At 67.0% G+C, this 21,396-nt stretch carries 18 protein-coding genes; 8 read left to right on the top strand and 10 right to left on the bottom strand.

The features are described from left to right. Positions 1-40 precede the first annotated feature (40 nt). Entirely contained in the window at positions 41-1,600 is a 1,560-nt protein-coding gene (locus GGR03_RS15875; RefSeq protein ID WP_183209731.1) for a phospholipase D family protein, read from the top strand. Between the two features lie 26 nt (positions 1,601-1,626). Here the strand turns inward: GGR03_RS15875 and GGR03_RS15870 are convergent, their stop codons facing one another. From GGR03_RS15870 to GGR03_RS15855, 4 genes are all read right to left on the bottom strand, one after another. Next, the gene (locus GGR03_RS15870; protein ID WP_183209730.1) at positions 1,627-2,781 is read right to left on the bottom strand and encodes a CaiB/BaiF CoA transferase family protein; all 1,155 of its coding nucleotides are present in this window, start codon (positions 2,779-2,781) and stop codon (positions 1,627-1,629) included. A gap of 31 nt (positions 2,782-2,812) precedes the next feature. Next, complete coding sequence (locus tag GGR03_RS15865) at positions 2,813-3,223, bottom strand: hypothetical protein (RefSeq protein ID WP_183209729.1); 411 nt, start codon at positions 3,221-3,223, stop codon at positions 2,813-2,815. Between the two features lie 365 nt (positions 3,224-3,588). Further along, positions 3,589-4,413, bottom strand: a complete 825-nt coding sequence (locus tag GGR03_RS15860) for a ferredoxin--NADP reductase (RefSeq protein ID WP_183209728.1) — start codon at positions 4,411-4,413, stop codon at positions 3,589-3,591. A 166-nt stretch (positions 4,414-4,579) separates the two neighbouring features. Then, a complete protein-coding gene (locus tag GGR03_RS15855; protein ID WP_183209727.1) occupies positions 4,580-5,275 on the bottom strand; it encodes a TetR family transcriptional regulator in 696 nt (231 codons plus the stop codon). An 89-nt stretch (positions 5,276-5,364) separates the two neighbouring features. On the opposite strand from GGR03_RS15855, the gene GGR03_RS15850 reads away from it, so the two are divergent. Further along, positions 5,365-6,759: an efflux RND transporter periplasmic adaptor subunit gene (locus tag GGR03_RS15850; RefSeq protein ID WP_183209726.1), complete on the top strand. Its 1,395-nt coding sequence runs from the start codon at positions 5,365-5,367 to the stop codon at positions 6,757-6,759. After that, a complete protein-coding gene (locus GGR03_RS15845; protein WP_183209725.1) occupies positions 6,756-9,905 on the top strand; it encodes a multidrug efflux RND transporter permease subunit in 3,150 nt (1,049 codons plus the stop codon). The genes GGR03_RS15850 and GGR03_RS15845 overlap by 4 nt, the downstream gene beginning before the upstream one ends. A 74-nt stretch (positions 9,906-9,979) precedes the next feature. Here GGR03_RS15845 and GGR03_RS15840 read toward each other — a convergent pair whose 3' ends face one another. The 3 genes from GGR03_RS15840 to GGR03_RS15830 form a co-directional block, all read right to left on the bottom strand. Continuing rightward, positions 9,980-10,537 (bottom strand): DUF3291 domain-containing protein, encoded by a 558-nt coding sequence (locus GGR03_RS15840; RefSeq protein WP_183209724.1) that lies wholly within the window; start codon positions 10,535-10,537, stop codon positions 9,980-9,982. A 198-nt stretch (positions 10,538-10,735) separates the two neighbouring features. Further along, positions 10,736-11,461, bottom strand: a complete 726-nt coding sequence (locus GGR03_RS15835) for an anti-sigma factor (protein WP_183209723.1) — start codon at positions 11,459-11,461, stop codon at positions 10,736-10,738. Next, a complete protein-coding gene (locus GGR03_RS15830) occupies positions 11,458-11,994 on the bottom strand; it encodes a sigma-70 family RNA polymerase sigma factor (RefSeq protein WP_183209722.1) in 537 nt (178 codons plus the stop codon). Before GGR03_RS15830 ends, GGR03_RS15835 begins: the two co-directional genes overlap by 4 nt. A 357-nt stretch (positions 11,995-12,351) precedes the next feature. Between GGR03_RS15830 and GGR03_RS15825 the strand changes: the two genes are divergently transcribed. Beyond that, a complete protein-coding gene (locus GGR03_RS15825) occupies positions 12,352-13,140 on the top strand; it encodes a DUF4394 domain-containing protein (RefSeq protein WP_183209721.1) in 789 nt (262 codons plus the stop codon). A 340-nt stretch (positions 13,141-13,480) separates the two neighbouring features. Then, on the top strand, positions 13,481-16,735 hold the full coding sequence (locus GGR03_RS15820) for an autotransporter domain-containing protein (protein WP_183209720.1): 3,255 nt from the start codon (positions 13,481-13,483) through the stop codon (positions 16,733-16,735). Positions 16,736-16,930: 195 nt separating this feature from the next. Here the strand turns inward: GGR03_RS15820 and GGR03_RS15815 are convergent, their stop codons facing one another. Next, positions 16,931-17,083 carry a hypothetical protein gene (locus GGR03_RS15815; RefSeq protein ID WP_183209719.1) on the bottom strand — a complete coding sequence of 51 codons (153 nt, stop codon included), beginning with the start codon at positions 17,081-17,083 and terminating at the stop codon, positions 16,931-16,933. Positions 17,084-17,569: 486 nt separating this feature from the next. Here GGR03_RS15815 and GGR03_RS15810 point away from each other — a divergent pair, with 486 nt between their 5' ends. Beyond that, entirely contained in the window at positions 17,570-19,474 is a 1,905-nt protein-coding gene (locus GGR03_RS15810) for a vanadium-dependent haloperoxidase (protein WP_183209718.1), read from the top strand. Positions 19,475-19,493: 19 nt separating this feature from the next. Here the strand turns inward: GGR03_RS15810 and GGR03_RS15805 are convergent, their stop codons facing one another. Further along, positions 19,494-19,766: a DUF1289 domain-containing protein gene (locus GGR03_RS15805; RefSeq protein WP_246368084.1), complete on the bottom strand. Its 273-nt coding sequence runs from the start codon at positions 19,764-19,766 to the stop codon at positions 19,494-19,496. Positions 19,767-19,926: 160 nt separating this feature from the next. On the opposite strand from GGR03_RS15805, the gene GGR03_RS15800 reads away from it, so the two are divergent. Both GGR03_RS15800 and GGR03_RS15795 read left to right on the top strand, forming a co-directional pair. After that, positions 19,927-20,400, top strand: coding sequence for a hypothetical protein (locus tag GGR03_RS15800; protein ID WP_183209716.1), 474 nt, complete (start codon positions 19,927-19,929; stop codon positions 20,398-20,400). A gap of 97 nt (positions 20,401-20,497) precedes the next feature. After that, on the top strand, positions 20,498-20,980 hold the full coding sequence (locus GGR03_RS15795; RefSeq protein ID WP_183209715.1) for a Dps family protein: 483 nt from the start codon (positions 20,498-20,500) through the stop codon (positions 20,978-20,980). 86 nt (positions 20,981-21,066) lie between these two features. On the opposite strand, the gene GGR03_RS15790 is transcribed toward GGR03_RS15795, so the two are convergent. Then, entirely contained in the window at positions 21,067-21,357 is a 291-nt protein-coding gene (locus tag GGR03_RS15790) for a DUF1289 domain-containing protein (protein ID WP_183209714.1), read from the bottom strand. Positions 21,358-21,396: the final 39 nt, after the last annotated feature.

The raw sequence follows: 21,396 nt of genomic DNA, 5'->3' as shown, positions 1-21,396 counted from the left end.
AGCCGCGTGCATCGCGGCAAAACGGGAATGGACCGCAGGAATGAGTGACCCGGTGAGCATCGTCGCCATCATCGCGGGATGCGTCGTCGTTCTGGGCCTCGCGGTCCTGTTGTTCTTCTATGCCTTCGGCCGGGTTGCGCATGTCGATTTCGGCGCGCCGTCCTTCGCGCTGCCGCCCGAGGACGATGCGACGACGCTCGACCGGGACGTTGCGGCGATGCTGCGCCAACATCCGGGCGAGAGCGGGCTGATGCTGGTCTCCGGCGGCACGAGAGCCTTTGCCGCCAGGGTGCTCGCCGCCCGCAGCGCGGGGCGCAGTCTCGACCTGCAATACTACTACTGGCTGGACGACCTGACCGGCGGACTGCTTGCCAAGGAACTGATCGGTGCCGCCGATCGCGGCGTGCGGGTGCGGCTGCTCCTCGACGACATCAACACGCGCGGCAAGGATCGCAGCTACCTGGCGCTCGACCGCCATCCCAATGTCGAGGTGCGGCTGTTCAACCCGGCCAAGAGCCGGTCGAACGCGCTGCATCGCGGCGTCGACACGCTGCTGCGCCCGTTCAGTGCCACGCGGCGCATGCACAACAAGGCGTGGATCGCCGACGGAAGGCTGGCGATCGTCGGCGGACGCAATGTCGGCGACGCGTATTTCGACGCTTCCGAGACGGCGAATTTCCGCGACCTGGACCTTCTGGCGGTCGGTCCGGTGGTCGAACAAGCGGCTGCCGTCTTCGACGATTTCTGGAACAGCAATGCCGTCCTGCCGATCCGCAAGCTGGCGCGCTACGGCAGGCAGGACCTGCCGACCCTCAAGGAGCGGTGGGGCGATCTGATCACGACCGAGCGCGCGGCGCCCTACATGAAGCGGGTCGTCGAAGAAGGCGACGCACAGACGATGCTCCGCGACGCCCCGGCCTTCCACTGGACGCCCGAGGCGCGGGTGATCTCCGATCCGCCGGAAAAGGCCCACGAACGCGGCCACAAGAACTGGCTGTGGAACGAGATCAACCCGGTGGTGCTGTCTGCCCGCTCGCATCTGGAGATCGTCTCGCCCTATTTCATTCCGGGCTACGAGGGCGTGCGGCGGCTGTCCGATCTGGCGGCCAAGGGCGTCGCTATCACCGTCCTGACCAACTCGCTGGCGGCGACCGACGTCGCGGCGGTGCACGGCGCCTATGCCAACTACCGGGCGGCGCTGCTGCAGGGCGGCATCGCGCTTTTCGAGCTGCGGCCCCGGCGTCGGCGGGACGACATCTCGCTGTTCGGCTCGAGCACGGCGAGCCTCCACACCAAGGCCTTCACCGTCGACGGCGAGTTCGGCTTCATCGGCTCGTTCAACTTCGATCCGCGCTCGGTTTCGCTCAACACCGAGATGGGCGTGCTCTTCCGGCAGGCTGCGCTGACCCGCGAGGTGCGGGCGGTGATGATGGAGCAGATGGCGCCGCAGAGCAGCTATCGCCTGACCTTGAAGAACGGCTCGCTGGCCTGGCACGACGGGCCGGAGGGGCGGGATCAACGCCGCGACCCGGAGACCACGATCTGGCGGCGCATGGCGGTCGCGATCATCGGCTTCCTGCCGATCGAGTCGCAGCTGTAGGACCTCACCGGGAACCGCCGGAGCGGCTAGCGGTCCCCCTTGCCGCCGCCGTCGCCGAAACGCGCGCCCTGATGCTCGCCGAGGCTGGGCGCGGGCCGGTCCAGCGTCAGCCCCGCCTCGCCGAAGCGGATCGGCGTGCGCACCCCGGGCAGCCCTGCCGGCGCGATCTGCATGCCGCGATGGACGATCTGCGGGTCGGCGAAGACCTCCGCGACGTCGTTGATCGGCCCGGCCGGCACCCCGACCGCCTCCAGCGCCGCGAGCAGCGCATCGCGCTGGAACGCGCCCGTCGCCGTCGTCAGCGCGGCGACCAGCCTCTCGCGGTTGGCGACACGGGATTCGTTGGTCCGGTAGCGTTCGTCGAGCGCGAGGTCATCGCGGCCGAGCACGGCGCAGAGCCGGCCGAACTGCCGGTCGTTGCCGCAGGCGATGATCAGATGGCCGTCGGCGACCGGGAACACCTGGTAGGGCACGATGTTGGGATGGGCGTTGCCGAGCCGGCTTGGCACGATGCCGGAGGCGAGATAGTTCAGCGCCTGGTTGGCGAGGACGCCGGCCATGCAGTCGAACAGCGCCATGTCGACATACTGCCCCTGCCCGGTCCGCGCCCGGTCGGCAAGCGCCGCCTGGATGGCGATCGTGCCGTAGAGGCCGGTGAAGATGTCGGCGAAGGCGACGCCGATCTTCTGCGGCTCGCCCCCCGGCTCGCCGGTGAGGCTCATCACCCCGCCCATGCCCTGGATCATGAAGTCGTAGCCGGCGCGGCCGGCATAGGGCCCGTCCTGGCCGAAGCCGGTGACCGAGCAGTAGACCAGCCGCGGGTTGATCGCCCTGAGGCTGTCGTAGTCGAGGCCGAAGCGGGCGAGCCCGCCGACCTTGAAGTTCTCGATCAGCACGTCGGCCTCGGCCGCGAGGCCTCGCACCAGCGCCTGCCCTTCCGGCGTAGCGAAATCGGCCACCACCGATCGCTTTCCGCGGTTGCAGGCGTGGAAATAGGCCGCCGTCCGCTCGCCGCCCCGCTCGACGAAAGGCGGGCCCCAGCCGCGCGTGTCGTCACCGGCGGGGCTTTCGACCTTGATCACGTCGGCACCGAGATCAGCAAGCGTCTGGCCGATCCAGGGACCGGCAAGGATGCGGGCGAGTTCGAGGACTTTCAGGCCGGAATGGGGAGCGTGGGTCATCCTCGCGGCGTGCCGAGACGCGGCCGGCGTGTCAAGCGCTGCCGACGTTGATCGTGATCGCGCCGGTCGATGTGAGTACGAGAAAGGTGATGGCCAGGGAGATGAGCCAGGCGATGACGTTCCAGATGATCGTCTGCCACCATGCGGTTGCCGAACGGATGCGTTCGCTCAATCGCTCCTCGACGCCGCGGATCGCATCGATGCGGGTCGCTTCCTGGATTTCCGGGCGCGACCTGTCGAGAACCGCTTCCGCGTAGCTCTCGAGCCGAAGCAAGGCACTTTCTCGGTACTGGTGGATCAATCGCGGCGTCAGAGTGAGGTGGTGGCGAGCCAGCGCTTCCTCGGTCAGGTCGCCCTTCAGTGCGAGGTCCCGTTTGTCTCGCTTGTAGTAGGCATAGGCCAAATGGCCAACAACATCTTCATCGAGATCGTCGAGCTTCACGATCTGTTCGAATGCGGTGGAATGCTCCCCCGGCACTTCACTAACGTTTTTTACGGGACGCGGAGTCGGCCAAAGCCTCGTAGATGACGTCGCGAGATATCCTCGTGCGGACAGTCCCATCCGGGCCGAGAACTTGCCGCTCGACGAATTTGCCGTTGCGGCTGTCTCGCGTCGCCATTGCACCGGCCGTCTGCCGGTCCTTGCCGGAACCCGCGGCAAGCCTCCCCGGCCTTGCAGTTCCGCCTGCTTTGGTATCAGACGTCATTTCAGACCCTTCACTGGGACCCGAGACACCCACTACGACCAGCACCTCAACATAGCCCAGGATGCTCTCGCGTGCAGCATAATGGCTTGTCGTGGCTCGTCTAGTCCACGAACGCCCGCTCAACCACGTAGGTGCCGGGCTTGTTGTTGGCGCCCTCCTCGAAGCCGAGGCCGTCGAGCAGCTTCTCGGTGTCCTTCAGCATCGCCATCGAACCGCAGATCATCGCGCGGTCGGTGGCGGGATCGAGCGGCGGGATCTGCAGCGCCTCGAACAGCTGGCCGTTCTCGATCAGCGTGGTGATGCGGTGGCCGCGGGTCTCGCCCTCGCGGGTGGCGCTGGTGTGGAACAGCAGTCTGTCGCCGATGAACTCGCTCATCAGCTCGTCGGACCGCGCGTTCTCCACCAGGTCACGGCCGTAGCGGAGTTCCGCCTGGCTGCGGCAGGTCTGGGTGAGGATCACCTGGTCGAACTTCTCGTAGGTTTCAGGATCGCGGACGACTCCGGCAAAGGGCGCGATACCGGTGCCGGTGGAGAACAGGAACAGCCGCTTGCCGGGGATCAACGCGTCGAGGACCAGCGTGCCGGTCGACTTCTTGCGCATCAGCACCGTGTCGCCGACGGCGATCTTCTGCAGATGCTCGGTCAGCGGGCCGTTCGGCACCTTGATCGAGAAGAACTCCAGCTCCTCGTCCCAGGACGGGCTGGCGATCGAATAGGCGCGGAACACCGGCTTCTCGGCGTTCGGCAGGCCGATCATGACGAACTCGCCGGTGCGGAAGCGAAAGCTCTGCGGCCGGGTGATCCGGAACGAGAACAGCGTGTCGGTGTAGTGCCGGACGGCGGTGACGCGCTCGGCAAAGACACCTGCCGGAATCGGGAAGGCGGGCTCCTGCGTCGGTTCCGACTGAGCGGCGAGAGAATTCATCGAACACGTCCTTTCATTCCGCGGCAGGCGACGCCTCGCGGGGCACGACAAGCCAGGCAGGCCGCCGCTACATAGAACCTCATCGGCTCAAGGTCAGCGGCAGGCATTCCAATAATCTGCCGATGCGGAAAAGAAATCACCCGCGCCGGCTCCCCCGCCGGCCCGATCAGCTTCGGGCGACCGCCTGATCCTCGCCGCCGCGCGCCGCTTCGGCCGCGAACGAATTCTCCTCCAGGCAAGCAACCGGTGCCCCGGGACAGGCAAAGCCGACGATCACGCTGCGCACCACGTTGCCGCCCACCGTGACGAGGTCGAAACCCCGCTCCGACCGCAGCCACTCCAGGATGACACCGCCGACGGCGCAGACATAGGCCGTCGCCGCGATCTCCGGCTTCCATTCCGGCTTCAGCTCGCCGCGATACTGGACGGCGGCGAAGATCGCCGTGATGGTGCGGTGCATGGCGTTGTCCGCGTCGGTGCGCCGCATCATCGCGTCCTGCATCTCGCCGACGTATTCGCACCGCAGCAGCAGGATGGTCAGAACCCGGCGCGCCCGTTCGTCGCGCTCCAGATGACGAAACGCCTCGATTGAATTGGTGTATAGTTCCTCCAGGGATCGCCGCGCGCCGGGCGATCCGTCGCTGAAGAACGCTTCCTGCGGCAGCTTCGCCCGCTCGTGCATGGCGCGGAACAGTTCCAGCTTGTTGGGAAAGTGCCAGTAGATCGCGCCACGCGTCAGGCCGGCTGCGGCGGCGATGTGCGACAGGGTGGTGGAAGCGACGCCGAAATCGTAGAAGCGCGCTTCGGCCGCATCGAGGATCGCCTCGCGGGTCAGCAGTGCATCTTCCTTGGTGCGTCGCACATGTGCCTCCCTTGCTCAGATACATTTATGGCTGTATGTATGCTGCAATGCAAGAGGACGGGGCCGCTGTGGCCGGAAAGTGATTAAGAATGTCCGGATCGAGAGCATTCCTTCGGATCGCGGCCCTGACGGGCCTGCTCGTGGCCGCCGGCGTGCCGGCTCATGCACAAGGCGGCGGCGAGACGCCCCCGCCCGCCGTCACGGTGATGACGATCCAGAGCCGCACCTTGCCGGTGACCTACGAGTACGCCGGCCGGGTCGCCGCGTCGCGCGAGGTCGAGGTCCGCGCCCGCGTCGGCGGCATCCTGCTGCAGCGCGAATTCGAAGAGGGCGCCCGCATCGCGCAGGGAACCCTGCTCTTCCGCATCGATTCGGCGCCCTACGAGGCGCAGGTCGCGCTGGCGAAGGCGGAAGTCATGCAGGCCGAGGCCCAGCTCGGGCAGGCCCAGCGGACGGAGGAGCGCGCCCGCACGCTGGCGCAGAGCGGCGCCTCCAGCCGCGCCGCGCTCGACGACGCGGTCTCGGCGCGCGAACTCGCGGCCGCGCAGGTCGCCGCCGCCGAGGCGCAGCTGCGCACGGCAACGCTGTCGCTCGGCTATGCGACGGTCGAGGCGCCGGTCAGCGGCATCACCAGCCTCGAGCAGGTGCCCGAGGGCAGCCTGCTGAGCACCGGCGATCTGCTCACCCGGATCAGCCAGCTCGACCCGATCTACGTCAATTTCTCCGCTGCCGACCGCGAGGCGGCCTCGATCCGCGACCTGATCGACAGCGGCCGGCTGCAGGGCGGCACCAACCCCTCCGACCTGAAGGTGACGATCGCCTTCGGTGACGGCGCGACCTACGAGCAGAGCGGCACGATCGACTTCACCTCCACCTCGATCGATTCCCAGACCGGCACGATCCTGTCGCGCGCCGTGCTGCCCAACCCGGACGACAAGCTGTTGCCCGGCCAGTTCGTGCGGCTGCAGCTCGAAGGGCTGTCGGTCGAGAACGCCGTCACCGTGCCGACCGAGGCGCTGATGCAGGGCCCGCAGGGCACCTTCGTCTATACGGTCAATGCCGAGAACGTCGCGGAAGTGCGGCCGGTGCGGGTCGACCGCGAGTTGAACGGCTCGCTGCTGCTCGCCGACGGCCTCCAGGACGGCGACCGGGTGATCGTCGAGGGTGTCGTCAAGGTCCGTCCGAACGCACCCGTTGCGCCGCACGAGGCAGAGGAGGCGCCCGCCGGCGGCCAGCCCGCAAACGCGCCAGAAGCGAGCGCCGGGCCCGAAGAGGGCGCGGCGGAGCCGCCGGCAGCAGGAACGCCGGAGGCACCGGAGGCAGCCGAGGACGCAGCGCCGGCCACCGGGGACAGCAGCGCCCTGGAGAGCGATGCCGAGACCGCGTCGGCAGACGCCTCGGCGGGCCCGCCCGTGCCGCTGACCGCCCTCCCCGACGGCCAGGCCGCCCGCGACGAGCAGAACGGTGCGGAGACCGGCCAGTGAACGCCCGCTTCTTCGTCGACCGGCCGATCTTCGCGGCGGTCATCTCGATCCTGATCGTGCTCGGCGGCATCATGTCGATCACCTCGCTGCCGATCGAGCAGTATCCCGAGCTGGTGCCGCCGCAGGTGCAGGTGCGCGCCTCCTATCCGGGCGCCAGTGCCGAGACCATCGCCCAGACCGTCTCCGCGCCGATCGAACAGCAGATCAACGGCGTCGAGGACATGCTCTACATGCAGTCGACGAACTCCTCGACGGGTTCGGCGACCATCACCGTGACCTTCGCCAGCGGCACCGACCCGGACCAGGCGACGATCAACGTCAACAACCGCGTGCAGCAGGCCAACGCGTCGCTGCCGCAGGAGGTCCAGCGCCTCGGCGTCACCGTCGCCAAGCAGAATTCGTCGATCCTCGCGGTCCTCACCATGTCGTCGCAGGACCCGCGCTACGACGCGACCTACGTGTCGAACTACGCGCTCTTGAACGTCCTCGACGAGCTGAAGCGGCTGCCGGGCATCGGCGAGGCGCAGCTCTTCGGCGCCCGCAACTATTCGATGCGCATCTGGCTGCGCCCGGACGCGCTCGCCTCCTACGGCCTGACGCCCGGCGACGTCGCCACCGCGATCCGCGACCAGAACGCCCAGTTCGCCGCCGGCCAGTTCGGTGCCGAGCCCTCCGACAGCGACCTCGCCTTCACCTATTCGGTGACCACGGCCGGGCGCCTGCCCGACGCCGCGGCCTTCGAGAACATCATCCTGCGCTCGGACGCCAACGCCGCCTCGCTGCTGCTCAAGGACGTCGCGCGGGTCGAGCTCGGGGCGCAGGACTACGGCTTCAACGCCACCTACAACGGCATCCCGACCGTGCCGATCGGCATCTACCTGCAGCCCGGCGCCAACGCGCTGGACACGCTGGCCGGCGTCAGGGCCCGGATGGACGAGCTTTCGGGCAATTTCCCGAGCGGCATCGCCTATGCCATCCCCTACGACACGACCAAGTTCATCGAGGCGTCGATCGAGGAGGTGGTGATCACCTTCATCGAGGCGATGGTGCTGGTCTTCATCGTCGTCTTCGTCTTCCTGCAGAGCTTCCGCGCCACGCTGATCCCGATGATCGCCGTGCCGGTATCGATCATCGGCACGTTCGGCGTGCTGCTCGCGCTCGGATTCTCGATCAACCTCCTGACGCTGTTCGGCCTGGTGCTGGCGATCGGCATCGTCGTCGACGACGCCATCGTGGTGCTCGAGAATGTCGAGCGGATCATGCGCACGGAGCGGCTCAACGCCAAGGACGCCACCGCCAAGGCGATGACCGAGGTCGCCGGGCCGGTGATCGCCATCGTGCTGGTGCTGTGCGCCGTGTTCATCCCAGTCGCCTTCCTCGGCGGCCTCGCCGGCACGATGTACCGCCAGTTCGCGGTGACCATCGCCGTGTCCGTCACCATTTCCGGCATCGTCGCGCTGACGCTGACGCCGGCCCTGTGCGGCGTCCTCCTCAAGAACACCCATTCCGAGCCCTGGGCGCCGTTCCGCTGGTTCAACCGCGGCTTCGACAAGCTGACCAACGCCTATGGGGCGGGCGTCGCCTTCATCATGCGCCGGGCGGTGCTGGCGCTGGTGCTGTTCGCCGGCGTCCTCGGCGGCAGCTATTATCTGTTCCAGACGATCCCCGGCTCGCTCGTCCCCGACGAGGACCAGGGCGTCAATTTCGTCATCGCCATACTGCCGCCGGCCGCCTCGCTGGCGCGCACGACCGAGGTGATGGAACAGGTCAGCGCCAATCTCCGCCAGCACCCGGCGGTGCAGGACGTCACCGCCTTTGCCGGCTTCGACCTTCTCGCCGGCACGCAGAAATCCAGCGCAGGCGTTGCCTTCGTCAGCCTCAAGGACTGGGCGGACCGCGAGGATCCCTCGCTCGATGCCCGCAGTCTCGTCGGCCCGTTCATCGGTATGAATGCCGGCATCGAGGACGGCATGGTGCTGGCCTTCAACCCGCCGCCGATCCAGGGCCTGTCGACCACCGGCGGCTTCGACCTGTTCGTCCAGGACCGCCAGAATTCCGGGGCGCAGGCGCTGATCGAGGCGACCAACGCGCTCGTCGCAGCTGCCGCCGAGCGGCCGGAGCTTGCCGGCGTACGCACCACCTTCGCGGCCAACGTGCCGCAGTACCAGATCGACGTGGACCGCCAGAAGGCCAAGGCGCTGAACGTGCCGATCTCGTCGATCTTCGAGACCATGCAGTCGACCTTCGGCTCGCTCTACGTCAACGACTTCACCCTGCTCGGCCGCAATTATCGCGTGTCGCTGCAGTCGGAATCGGATTTCCGCGAGAAGCCGGACGATCTGCGCTTCGTCTATGTGCAGGCCTCCAACGGCTCGATGATCCCGCTGGACACGCTGCTGACGGTCGAACGCGTGGTCGGCCCTGACCTGATCGAGCGGTTCAACGCCTTCAACGCGGCGAAGGTCTCGGGCGGTCCGGCCCCCGGCTACTCCTCCGGCCAGGCGCTGGCGGCAATGCAGGAAATCGCGGCGTCCAGCCTGCCGCCCGGCTACCAGGTCGCCTGGACGGGCTCGGCCTACCAGGAGATCGCCTCGGGCGGCACGGGGCTGATCGCCATCGGCTTCGGCATCCTGATGGTGTTCTTCATCCTGTCGGCGCAGTACGAGCGCTGGTCGCTGCCGATCGCGGTGCTGCTGGCGGTGCCCTTCGCCATGCTCGGCGCCCTCATTGCCATCAGCATTCGCGGCCTCGACAACGACGTCTACTTCCAGATCGGCTTGGTGACGCTGGTCGGGCTGGCGGCCAAGAACGCCATCCTGATCGTCGAGTTCGCCGTGCTGAAGCGGGCCGAGGGCCTGTCGGCCTTCGATGCCGCGCTGGAAGGCGCCAAGCTCCGCTTCCGGCCGATCATCATGACGTCGCTCGCCTTCATCCTCGGTGTCGTGCCGCTTGCGATCTCCACCGGCGCGGGCTCGGCCAGCCGCCACTCGATCGGCACCGGCGTCATCGGCGGCATGCTGGCCGCGACCTTCGTCGCGATCTTCTTCATCCCGCTGTTCTACAAGCTGCTGGCGCGCAACGACCGGCCGCGCGGCACGGTCGCGCCGCCGGCCAAGCCGGCCGGCGAGGCAGTGCCGGCGGAGTAAGGTCGCGCGGATCGGGCAAGGGAGGCGGCGGCCGGTTGCCGCGCCGCCTTCTCTCGGAGCTATGACCCCGATCGCTACACGGGATCGGTCAGAAGTACCTGCGCCCGTTCGTTCGCTTCCCGGCAGCGTCTTACCGCCTCCTGATCGACCGTGGTCGGACTGCCCGCCGGATCGAAGGGCCGCTTGAAGTCGAAGGCGTGCGGCGATGGGCCGTGATCGTGCAGATGCTCCAGCCGCTCCACGCCCTCGCGCCAGTCCGGAACATGCCCCTCCTCCACCCACCACAGGACGTAAGGCGGCGAGGCCTGCCGGTCGAACCACTGTCGGGCGTGGCGCAGCGCCTCGGCATGGATGCCGGCATAGGAAAACGCGAACAGCGCCGGCAGGTCGCGCCACAGCGACAGCGTCGCCGGCGCCCAGCCATCGCCGTTCTCGACATGGAACCGCGGATACACCTGCTCGCCCCAGCTCTGCGGCCCCGGCTCGTCCGGATGGCCGGACCGCGCAACGAAGCCTTCGCTCAGCTCCGCCGCCGCGAAGTTGACGTCGTTGCGGTCGTGAAAACCTTGATTAGCGGGCTCCTGCGACGGCACGCGGAAATTGTTGAAGTTGTAGAGGGCGAGATGGGGCAAGGGGTGGTCCGTCGGATCGGTAGCGAGTTGCGGCAATTATCGGGAGCCAAAGCGCGGCTGACAAGCATCGCCGGCGATCGCCGGGCTGAGCCGGCACCCGATCGAGGCGTCAGCGGCAAGCCGGCGATGCTACCCGTCTCCCGCTCCTGACACGCAGTCCGCGTGCCCGCGGCACGGCGAAGCTGGTCCGCGCGGCAGCTAAACGGCGCTGGCGCGGCCGATGAAGAGGATCGGGCCGGTCGGGCGGCCGATGGGCGATCCGGTGGCCGGCTCAAGGGTGATCTCGAACAGCTGGTCGGGCCCGATCGGCGGCACCGCGTCGCGGGGGATCTCGGTCACGCCGCTGCCCGGCACCACCCCGAGCGAGGTCGGCCCCGCCGCGTCGACGGCCTTGGTCCAGAACTCCAGCGCCTGGTTCTCGCCGATGGGCGTATCCCCGAGCGCGACGAGGCGGATGCTCCGGTCCGCCGCCACTTCGACGATCCAGCCGGCCTGGCGCTCGCCTTCCGGCGCCTGCAGCACCGCGACATAGGCGGCGGGGTCGGTCGGGCCCGTCTCCGGCGATGCGAAGAACAGGAAGGCTGCGGCGACGCCGGCGAGCGCCGCCGTCGCGAAGCGCCACAGGCCGAGGCTCGACCAGAGGCGCTCCCACAGCGGCGTGGCGGCGACCTGCCGGGGACGGGCTTGCGCGGCAGCGCTTGCCGACGCGGCGGCTTCCGGCGCGGTCGCGGCCGCGATACGGGTCCAGAGTTCCGGCGAAGGCTCGACGGGGGGCGCGAGCGCGGTCAGGGGCTCGAACGTCTCCTGCCAGTGCGCCAGCGCTTCCGGGTCGACAGCCTGGCGGGCGGACCCGACGGGACCCTCGTGGCCGAGCACGGCCAGCATGGCGCGAAGATCGGTGCGCGCGTCCTTCCGGCGGGTCATTGCAGGCACTCCCGAAGCAGGAGGAGGCCGCGCCGGATCCACGACTTGACGGTGTTGTGCGGCATGGCCATTCGCTCGGCGATCTCGGTCTGGGAACAGCCGTCGACATAAGCGAGGAGGATGGCCCTGCGCTTCGCCTCGTCCAGTCGCTCAAGGCACGCCTTCAGCAGGCTGGCGTCCTCTAATCGCGACAGCGCCGCGTGGGGATCGTCGGCGTCGTCGGGCACCTCGTCCAGGCGGGCCTCGTCCAGCTCGGCCGTCGGGCGCATCGCCCGCAGCCTGTTCAGCGCGGCGTTGCGGGTGATGCGCGACAGCCAGGCCCGGCCGTTGCCGCGCCCGGCGTCGAAACTGTCGGCCTTGCGCCAGACGCTGATGAAGACCTCCTGCACGACGTCCTCGGCGACGTCCCGCCGCCGCAGGATCCGCATCGCGATGCCGAGAAGGCGCGCGGCGTCCTCGTCGTAGAGCGCCTTCAGCGCTTCATGGCGTCCCCTAGCGCAGGCAAGGATGGCGGCCGCGTGATCAAATCCCATTTCAGCCCTGCACGAATTCTCAGGCGGACGGCCACCGGTCGCAGCCGGCGAGACTGCCGGAATACGCGATCCCTTTAGAAAAGTCGCGGCCGGGACGACCGGCGCCGGCCGACCGATCATCTCCCTTGCGGTGTCCGGTTCTCGTTTCATCCGTGGTGGTTACACGCGCCGGGGCGGAACGGGTGCAGCGGCGACGCGCGAAAATACCCCGGCCATGCGGCGCCCTCTCACGAAACGTCGAAAAAATTCTGCTGATGCTGCACCCGATCGGCGTGGCGCCGTGTCTCCCCATCAGGAAGCGTCGGTGGAACTCGTCCGTCGACCGCTGTCCTCAACGATCTTCCGGGAGATACGAAAATGCAGACCGTCAAAACAGCGATGATCGCCTCCACCGCCCTGTTCGCCGCGACCACGGCAGGCCTCGCCGCACCGCTCGTCGGGCTGACCGGGGACAAGACCCTGGTGATGCTCGACACCGACAACCTGGCAGCGAGCGCGACCGTCGAGGTCATGGGCGTCGACCGGCTGGTCGGCATCGACTGGCGTCCGGCCAACGACACGCTGATCGGCGTCACCGCAGACAACACGATCGTCACCATCGACCCGGAGACGGGCGCGGCCACCGAACTCTCCACCATGGACACGCCGCTCGAGATCGGCGACGCGCCGGTCGTCGTCGATTTCAACCCGATGGCGGACCGCCTGCGCTACATGACCGGCACCACCAACCACCGGGTCAATGTCGATACCGGCGAGGTCACCGTCGATGGCGAACTCGCCTTCGACGCCGCCGACATGCATTCGGGCGAAGCGCCGGCGATCGTGGCGGCCGCCTATATCAACTCGTTCGGCAAACCGGAATCGACCGCCATGTACGACGTCGACGCCACCATCGGCGCGCTGATCCAGCAGACGTCGCCGAATGACGGCACGCTGGCGGCCGTCGGCAAGTTCGGCATCGCCGAGCCGGCCGACACCTACGCCTTCGACGTGCAGACGAGCGAGGACGGCACCAACACCGCCTGGCTGGTCAACGGCACCACGCTCTATACGGTCGATCTGGAGACGGGCGCGGCGACCGAAGCCGGCGCCATCACCGGCGTCGACGGCGTTGTCCGCGACATCGCGGCGATGCCGGGCGAGTAACAAGCCACACGGGATGGCGGGGCACGCCTGCCATCCCTTTTCTTGTGGTCGCTCCGTCCGGCAGGCGCCGCCAGGGCGTGTCCGGGACGGCCGCTCTCCGAGCTCGGGCCGGAGATGAACTCCGGGGGCGGCAACGCAAGGGCGCCCCCGGCATCGCCCGACGGTCGATTTTCGACGGCGATTGAGAATCGCAACTGAAGCCATCGCAACCATGACGGCTTCGGCGTACCGGAAAACCTCAGCACCATCAGCATCTTGGTCACGTCACGGCGATGTTACCGAGCCCGTATAGGCAGCCTCCCTGACTGTCCTAACGCAGTCTTTTCAGGGGGCACCACCATTGTCTGATATCAAGAAGCTCAAAGTCTCGACGGCACTTGCCGTCTTGCTCACCGTCTGCCCTTCCATCGCCCTGGCGCAGGAAGCGTATCTGAACAGGGATGTCCCGGCGTTCATGGACACCGGGTATTCGAACGAACGCAACGACCCTCGCTATGCGACGAAGGAAACCAACGCAGCGGTCAGGCTGCTGGACGGCTTTCTCGATATCTGGGAACCGCGGACGCCCTATGTCGATGCCGACAACGCGATCAACGGTGGCTATGGCTTCCCGGCCGTGCCGAAGTCGGACTGGGACGGCATTCCCGGCAGCGCGACGGATGGCAGGATCCTGAACCAGGCCGTACACGACCACAACATCCAGTACGTCATCGACGTGACGCGCAATCGCACCGAACAGGAAGCGACCGACGCCTATCTCGATGACCGCCGGGCCAAGGGTTACAGCGTCCTGACGGGACTTGGGCCCCTCCAGGAAGCCTGGGTCAGGGGCAGCAAGCAGTACACGACGATCCTCGGCGTCGCCGACGATGCCACCACGGTCAAATATGACGACAAGGGCAACAACAACGGCGTCGGCTGGTGGGATGGCAACGAGGATCTCGGCATCGCCGTCGAACTCGTCGGCCGGATGGGCTATCATGCCTCCACCGAGCCTTCGAAGCGCTACTTCAAATATGCCCGCCCCTGGCGCTGGTCGGACGAGGTTTCCGTCGCGCCGACGCTGGAGCCGGCCAAGAGTCCGACGGCCATCAACGACGGCGGCTTCCCGAGCGGTCATACCGCCGAAGCCTGGCGCGACACGCTCGCCCTTGCCTACATGGTGCCGCAGCGCTTCCAGGAGCTCGTGACGCGCGCCGTGTCGATGGGCGACAGCCGCATCCTCGCCGGCATGCACTCGCCGCTCGACGTCATCGGCGGCCGCATGCTGGGTACCGCCTCCGTCGTCTACAACCTCAACCGCGCGAACGGCGACGAGGGCTTCAACTGGCAGGACGTCAAGCACGACGCCTATGAGCAGGCGCAGGCCTGGCTGATGAAGGAGACCGGTTCCGCGACGGCGGCCGATCTCTATGTCGCCGCCCATAGCGGGGACCTGTCGGTCGACCGCTTCGCCGACCGCGATGCCAATGCCGCCTATGTCGCCGGGCGCCTCACCTATGGCTTCGCGCCGATCGGCGCTACCGACCAGCCGATGCACGTTCCCAAGGGCGCCGAAGTGCTGCTGGAAACCCGCATGCCCTATCTGACGGCCGACCAGCGCCGTGCGGTCCTGGCGACGACGGGCCTGCCATCCGGGCTGCCGGTGATGGACGATCCGGAGGGCTACGGCCGTCTCAACCTGTTCGCCGCGGCCGACGGCTACGGCGCCTTCCCGGAAGACGTCACCGTCACCATGGACAAGAGCCTCGACGGCTTCAACGCCTTCGACGCCTGGCGCAACGACATCGGCGGCGGCGGCAAGCTGACCAAGGATGGCACCGGCACGCTGATGCTGACCGGCCTCAACACCTACACCGGCGGCACTCGCGTCAGCGGCGGCATGCTCGTCGGCACCAACGGCCAGGCCTTCGGCACCGGCGACATCGAGGTCGATGCGACGGGTCAGCTGGTGGTCAACACCCTCGTCGACAGCACGATGGCCAACGACGTCGCCGGCACCGGCAGCTTCGACAAGCGCGGCACGGGCAATCTCGTCTATACCGGCGACGGCTCGCAGTTCACCGGCACGACGCTCGTCAGCGGTGGACGCTTCTCCGTCGACGGCTCCTGGGGCGGGGCATTCAATGTCGGAAGCGACGGTATCCTCGGCGGCACCGGCACGGTCGGCAGCGTGACGCTCGACAGGGGCAGCCGTCTGTCGCCAGGCAACTCGATCGGCACGATCACCGTCAATGGTGACCTGTCGCTCGCCTCCGGGTCCACCTACGACCTCGAACTCGGCAGCGACGGCAGTTCCGACCGCACCATCGTCAGCGGCACCGCCGCGATCGACGGCGCGACGCTCAACGCCATCGTGCTCGATCGCACGGTCAGCTATGCGGCGGGACAGAGCTACAGCTTCCTCACCGCGGGCAACGTGACCGGGCAATTCGCCAGCCTGCTGATCGACTCGGCCTTCATCGATTCGAAGCTCTTCTACACGCCGACCGATGTGACGCTGCGCCTGTCCACATGGAGCGGCAACGCCTTCGCCACGGCGGCGCAGACCGCCAACCAGCGCGCCGCGGCCTCAGGGCTCGACGCGCTCGACCAGACGGCGGGATCCGACAGCCTCGCCCTCTACAACGCCGTTCTGTTCATGAACGAAGCCGAAGCCCGCGACGCCTTCGACCAGGTCTCGGGCGAGTTGCACGCCAGCGTCCAGTCGGCGCTGCTGTCCAATTCCCGGATCGTCAGCGACACGGTTCTCGACCGCATGAGCGCGGGCAATACCGGCATCTGGACCTCGGGCTACGGCGCCCTCGGCCAGTTCGACGGCAACGACAACACCGCCTCCTATGACCTGGACGGCGGCGGCGTCTTCTTCGGCGGCGACGGCTATGTCGCGGACAACCTGCTTCTCGGCCTGATGACCGGCTGGGGACGCTCGTCCCTCGACAGCGACGGCAACGCCGGCTCGGCCGACATCGACAGCTATCACGTCGGCATCTACAGCAGCACCGGTGTCGGCCAGCTGTCGTTCAAGGCGGGCGCCGCCTACAGCTTCAGCCAGGTCGACACGGAACGCTCGCTCAGCTTCGGCGGCTTCTCCGACAGGCTGGAGGCCGACTACGATGCCGGGGTGACGCAGTTCTTCGGCGAGGCCAGCTACGGCCTCGCATTGAGCGAAACCGCGGAACTGTCGCCCTTCGCCAATCTGTCGCATGCGATCCTGTCGACGGACGACTTCTCCGAAACCGGCGGCGCCGCGGCGCTCTCGGCAACCGACAGCGACGCTCACGCCACCTTCACCACGGTGGGTCTGAGGGCTTCGGGGGATTTCGATCTCGCAGGCACCGCGATGACCGTCGACGCCATGGCCGGCTGGCGCCATGCCTTCGGCGATCTGGCGCCGGAGACCCTTGTGGCGTTTTCCGACGGGGGCAACTTCGCCGTCGAGGGCGCGCCGATCGGCCGCGATGCGGCGAAGCTCTCCGTCGGCGTCGGCATGAAACTCAGCGACAGCGCGGATTTCGGCGTGTCCTATCACGGCGAGTTCTCCGGCGATGCGTCGGAAAACAAGGCTCGGGCGGACTTCACCTTCCGCTTCTGATGCAGCAAGCAGCGGCGACTCCGGGAATCCTGTCCCGGGGTTGCCTTGTTTCGGCCGGCCGGCGTGTAGACTGCCGGCCGACCTGCCTTGCGACCTTTATGATCTGCGACCTTGCCGGGCGCGTTAGCGCGGAACGGGCAGCTGCGGCGACAGCATGCTGCCATCGGCGGCTCCGGGACGCCGCGCGGCGAGCGTTCAGTCCAACAGCCAGAACAGCGTCCCGAACACCGCCACGAACACCGCGATGGTGGCGACCATGCGGATGGTCCCGGCGGTCATGTTGGCGCTGAAGATGAAGTCGAGGAAAGCCGGCCACGGCTTGTCCTGGCGCTGGGGATTCTGGTCCATGGTGGCTCCGTCTGGTTGGTGCCGTCGAAGGCGTTTCCATGACGTCCTCTATCGAGGTTTGGCGACGAGCGCCAAGCCACCTCCCCAGGCACAGCCATGGCGGGCGGAACGGAAGCCCGCGGACCGTCGGTCGGGTCGCCGGCGCGCAGGCGATCCGCCGGACCGAAGATCGAGCGCCATCCTGTCCTTCAGGTGATCTTGACACAGAAGCCCACTTATTAGACTTCGTCATTACAATATATAATAAGTAAATCGTATATTTTTGGTGTGACGCAAGTGCTGTTCCGAGTATAATCGGCGTGCGTACGTGATCCTGGTTCGCACTGGCTGACAAGGCGAGCACCTGCATCGTCCATTCACTCTGACAGGATTTGCGCCATGACCAACACGCTCGGTATTCCCCGGCCCGATTGTCATTCCCGCCGCACACGGTCCACAGAACGACGAACTTCGCTAGCGGAACTCGCCGGTAGACGCGGTGCCGGCGTGACGTCGCCCAATGGCGAAGAGACAAGCTTCGGCGCAGGCCGGCTCGGCAATTACCACAAATCATTGCCTCACGACGTGCTGGGCCGCGTCCATGCCCCGACCTACCAGGCAATGGTGGCCGCGCTGACCAGCGGCGATGCCGGATCGCTCGAGACGCTTCCCGTGGGTGCCAATCGATCCAATGCCGAACCGTTCACGGACACCAATCCCCCGCAATATGCCGAGTATCCGGGCGGCGCACCGGGTTACCGCAAGCTGACAAGCCCGCTGACCGGGCTGGTCTACGACACGCAGGGAGCCGATGCCGGCGCGCTCGCCATCAGTGCAGCGCCCGAGATCGCCAGCCCCGAATTCGCCGCCGAGATGGCCGAGCTCTACGCAATGGCGCTGCTGCGCGACACTGCTTTCACCGACATCGCCACGGGTACCGGCACCGCCGCCGGCGGCATCGCCGTCCAGACCATCATCGACGCCCTGGGAAGCGTTCCGTTTCTCAACGGCAGCGTTACCGGCAAGCTGTCCCGCGCTGCCCGACGCCGCTACGAGAGCCGCGGAACGATCACCGACGGGAACTCCCTCTTCCGCGGTTCGACGCCAGGCTCGAAGCACGGCCACTGGGTCTCGCAATTCATGCTGAGCGGAAATTCGAACGACTCCCCCGCCGGGAAATTCGTCAACCTCAACGGAGCGAACGCGCCCAACAACGCCGCCGGCCCGGCCTTCCGCGGCATATTCGCCGAAGTCGGCCATAATGACGGCTTCCTGTTCTTCGGTACCCAGATCATCGACCAGCGCTCGATCGTCGCGCAACCGGGGGTGGATTACCTGACCAACTGGGCAGCGTGGCTGGACTGTCAGAACGGCGTGGACGGCAACAATTTCGACATCTTCCTCGGCCGCCGACGCTATCTGACGACAGGGCGGGACATCGCAACCTATGTCCACTATGACGCGCTCTACCAGGCCTACCTCGTCGCCTGCCTGATGATGGCAAACGACGGCCGCAGCTTCCCCAAGGATCGCGGCATGCCCGAAACGCGCAGCAGCACGCGCAGCGCCTTCGCCTCCTTCGGAGGGCCGCACATCCTCAGCCTGGTGACCGAGGTGGCGACCCGTGCGCTGAAGGCCGTATGGCGGCAGAAATGGATGCATCACCGGCGCATGCGTCCGGAAGTCGCCGCGGCCTTGATCACGCTTCATGCTGCCGATCCGAACCTCCTCGGCCACGGGGATCTGGCGGATCGTGTCGGCATGCTGAGCGGGGCCATTCCAGCCTCCATCCTGACGGCGATCGCCGCTCACAATGTGGATCAGAACGCCGCAAGCCGCATCAAGCCGAAAGCCTCGCCTCCAGAGGGCTTTCCGACCATTCCTGACAATACGAATTATCTCCTGCCGATGGCCTTTCCGGAGGGCTCGCCAACCCATCCCGCCTACGGGGCTGGCCATGCCACGGTGGCCGGCGCCTGCGTCACGATGCTGAAGGCCTTCTTCGAGATGTTCGAGGCCGACGGCGTGACCGAGAAGGCCTGGCCCTGGCCCATCTTCAGGCCTGCGTTCTCGAGCGGCAACCAGAACGAGGGTGGCGAACTGGTCCCGGTTGCCGATGCCGGCGGCTACACGGTGCAGGGCGAACTCGACAAGCTGGCGATGAATATCGCCAATGCCCGGAACATGGCCGGCGTCCATTATTATACGGACTATTACGAGTCGTTGCGCCTCGGGGAGCGCGTCGCGGTGTCGATCATCGAGGAGCAGCTGTCGCTTTATGACGAGCCGGTCTCGATGAGTTTCACGACTTTCGACGGCGAGCCGATCACCATCTCCTCCAACGGTGACACCTCGCGGGTGGTCGTCGACGGATCACATGCTGCGGACTGGTACGACCGTTACGGCAACTGAATACGCGCCGCGCCGATGCTCAGGCGTCGGCGCGGGTCTCCAGCCGGTCGAGCGGACAGGGCACGTCCTTCTTGCCGCATTTGCGCCGGTAGACATGTGCCCAGCGGTCATAGCGGGAACCGAGACGGGCGATCAGCTCGCGGAAGAACGCCTTCTTCTCGGCCTTGCCGCCGAGCCGCTTGAAGGACTTCTTCTCCGGCTTGGTCATGCCGCAGCCGATGCAGCGGCCGGCGTCGCGGTACTTGCAGATGTCGATGCAGGGGGACGGCGCGTCGCGCCAACGCTTGGCCAAGAGCGATGCTCCTCGATGATGCCGGGGATGGGCGTGCCGCGCGGATTGTCGCGCTTTGCAATCGCCTGTCCCGCTGCTATGAAGATACATGACAGCCGCTGTCAAGTTTAGAACCGTTCAAAAATAACTGACGCGGCCGCAACTGTTCATCCGGATGACCATGACCGCGCTTGCTGTCGATCTTCTTGCCGACGCTCCTGTTCAGGGAACCGCCCGCATCCTCGCCTTTCCCGGCGCCGCCCTGCCCGCCGGCTCGGCCGCCGCGCCTTCGCTCAACGCGACCGAGCGCGCGCTTCTGGACCGGCTGCGCTGGTTCGCGCTGAAGAGCCGGCTGGCGCCGAAGCCGGATCTGGAACGTGCGTGCTTCCTGCTTGCCGGCGAGGCCAATGTTTCACTAGAGCGCTTCGCCACCGCCTTCTTCCGCGGCCTGGCCGACAAGGCGAGCCGCGAGATCGCGCTGTACCGTCCCGGCACCGCCAGCGTTTCCGACGACGAAATCTGGCTCATCCGGCTGCTCGACGCCTCCGCATCTGGCCAGGATTCGGCGGCCGCCGCGCTCATCGCCTGGCGGGTCCGCCCCGAGGCGCGCCGCTGGATGCGCTTCCTCGCCGGATCCCTGGCGGACGCTCTTTAGAAAAGTTCTAAAAAGGCGTCACGACGACTTGATCCGCGATGCGCGGCGGCATAGTTTGGAGTCATTCTAAGATGTCGCTCTACGAAAGGAATATCGCATGGGACTGATCGCCGCGAAGATCGAGCCGACCGCCCGGGAAGAGATCGTCGGAGGCCTGACCCAGGCGCTGGCGGAAACCTCCGTCACGACGATGAAGGCGCAGAACTTCCACTGGAACGTCACCGGCATGGCTTTCGGCCCGCTGCACGAGCTGTTCCAGAAGATCTACGAGGATCATTTCGAGGGCCAGGACACGCTCGCCGAGCGCATCAAGCAGTTCGACGTCCACGCCGAGGGCCGCTATTCGGTGTTCCTGGAGCGCAGCGCCGTCGAGGAGCATGACGGCCGCACCGACGCCAAGACGATGATCGAGGTGATGCTGAAGGACCAGGAGACGCTGTCGGCGACGCTCTCGGCGCTGGCGGAAGTTGCCGACCAGCATGGCGACTATGCCACCAACGATCTCGCCACCGCCCGCATCGAGGCGCATGACAAGTTCGCCTGGATGCTGCGCGCCCACCTGAAGACCACTGCGGCCTGATCAGCCGAGATCGGCGCTAGCCGCGCCGTCGCCATGAAACAGAGCGGGGCTGCCGAAGGGCGCCCCGCTCTTTTCGTTCGTGGGTCTCAGCTTTCGAGATCGAGCGGACAGGGCACGCCCTCGCGCTCGCATTTGCGGCGGTAGGACATCACCCAGAAGGCCGGGTTGCGGCCGGTCTCGGCGAGGCGCGCGATCAGCGTCTCGAGAAACGCCTTCTTGGCGTCGGCGCTGCCGGAGTGGGGAAAGGCCTGCTTCTCCATCTGCGTCATCGAGCAGCCGACGCAGCGGCCCTGGCGCTTGTACTTGCAGATGTCGACGCAGGGCGACGGGGCGCTGGCCCAGACCTCGTCGGCGGTCATGGTCTCGGTGATATCCATCGATGCTCGGGATCTGTTGGCGTCCGGCCGCATATAGGG

It is taken from the genome of Aurantimonas endophytica, assembly GCF_014196845.1.
GTDB classification, from domain to species: Bacteria; Pseudomonadota; Alphaproteobacteria; order Rhizobiales; family Rhizobiaceae; genus Aurantimonas; species Aurantimonas endophytica.
The sequence above is the reverse complement of the archived record's forward strand: the minus strand, read 5'-3'. Positions and strand labels throughout refer to the sequence as shown.

Coding starts and splice junctions, on each gene's coding strand:
- GGR03_RS15875 (WP_183209731.1), top strand. CDS start 41: ATGAGTGACCCGGTGAGCATCGTCGCCATCATCGCGGGATGCGTCGTC.
- GGR03_RS15870 (WP_183209730.1), bottom strand. CDS start 2,781: ATGACCCACGCTCCCCATTCCGGCCTGAAAGTCCTCGAACTCGCCCGC.
- GGR03_RS15860 (WP_183209728.1), bottom strand. CDS start 4,413: ATGAATTCTCTCGCCGCTCAGTCGGAACCGACGCAGGAGCCCGCCTTC.
- GGR03_RS15850 (WP_183209726.1), top strand. CDS start 5,365: ATGTCCGGATCGAGAGCATTCCTTCGGATCGCGGCCCTGACGGGCCTG.
- GGR03_RS15835 (WP_183209723.1), bottom strand. CDS start 11,461: ATGACCCGCCGGAAGGACGCGCGCACCGATCTTCGCGCCATGCTGGCC.
- GGR03_RS15830 (WP_183209722.1), bottom strand. CDS start 11,994: ATGGGATTTGATCACGCGGCCGCCATCCTTGCCTGCGCTAGGGGACGC.
- GGR03_RS15825 (WP_183209721.1), top strand. CDS start 12,352: ATGCAGACCGTCAAAACAGCGATGATCGCCTCCACCGCCCTGTTCGCC.
- GGR03_RS15815 (WP_183209719.1), bottom strand. CDS start 17,083: ATGGACCAGAATCCCCAGCGCCAGGACAAGCCGTGGCCGGCTTTCCTC.
- GGR03_RS15800 (WP_183209716.1), top strand. CDS start 19,927: ATGACCGCGCTTGCTGTCGATCTTCTTGCCGACGCTCCTGTTCAGGGA.
- GGR03_RS15795 (WP_183209715.1), top strand. CDS start 20,498: ATGGGACTGATCGCCGCGAAGATCGAGCCGACCGCCCGGGAAGAGATC.
- GGR03_RS15790 (WP_183209714.1), bottom strand. CDS start 21,357: ATGGATATCACCGAGACCATGACCGCCGACGAGGTCTGGGCCAGCGCC.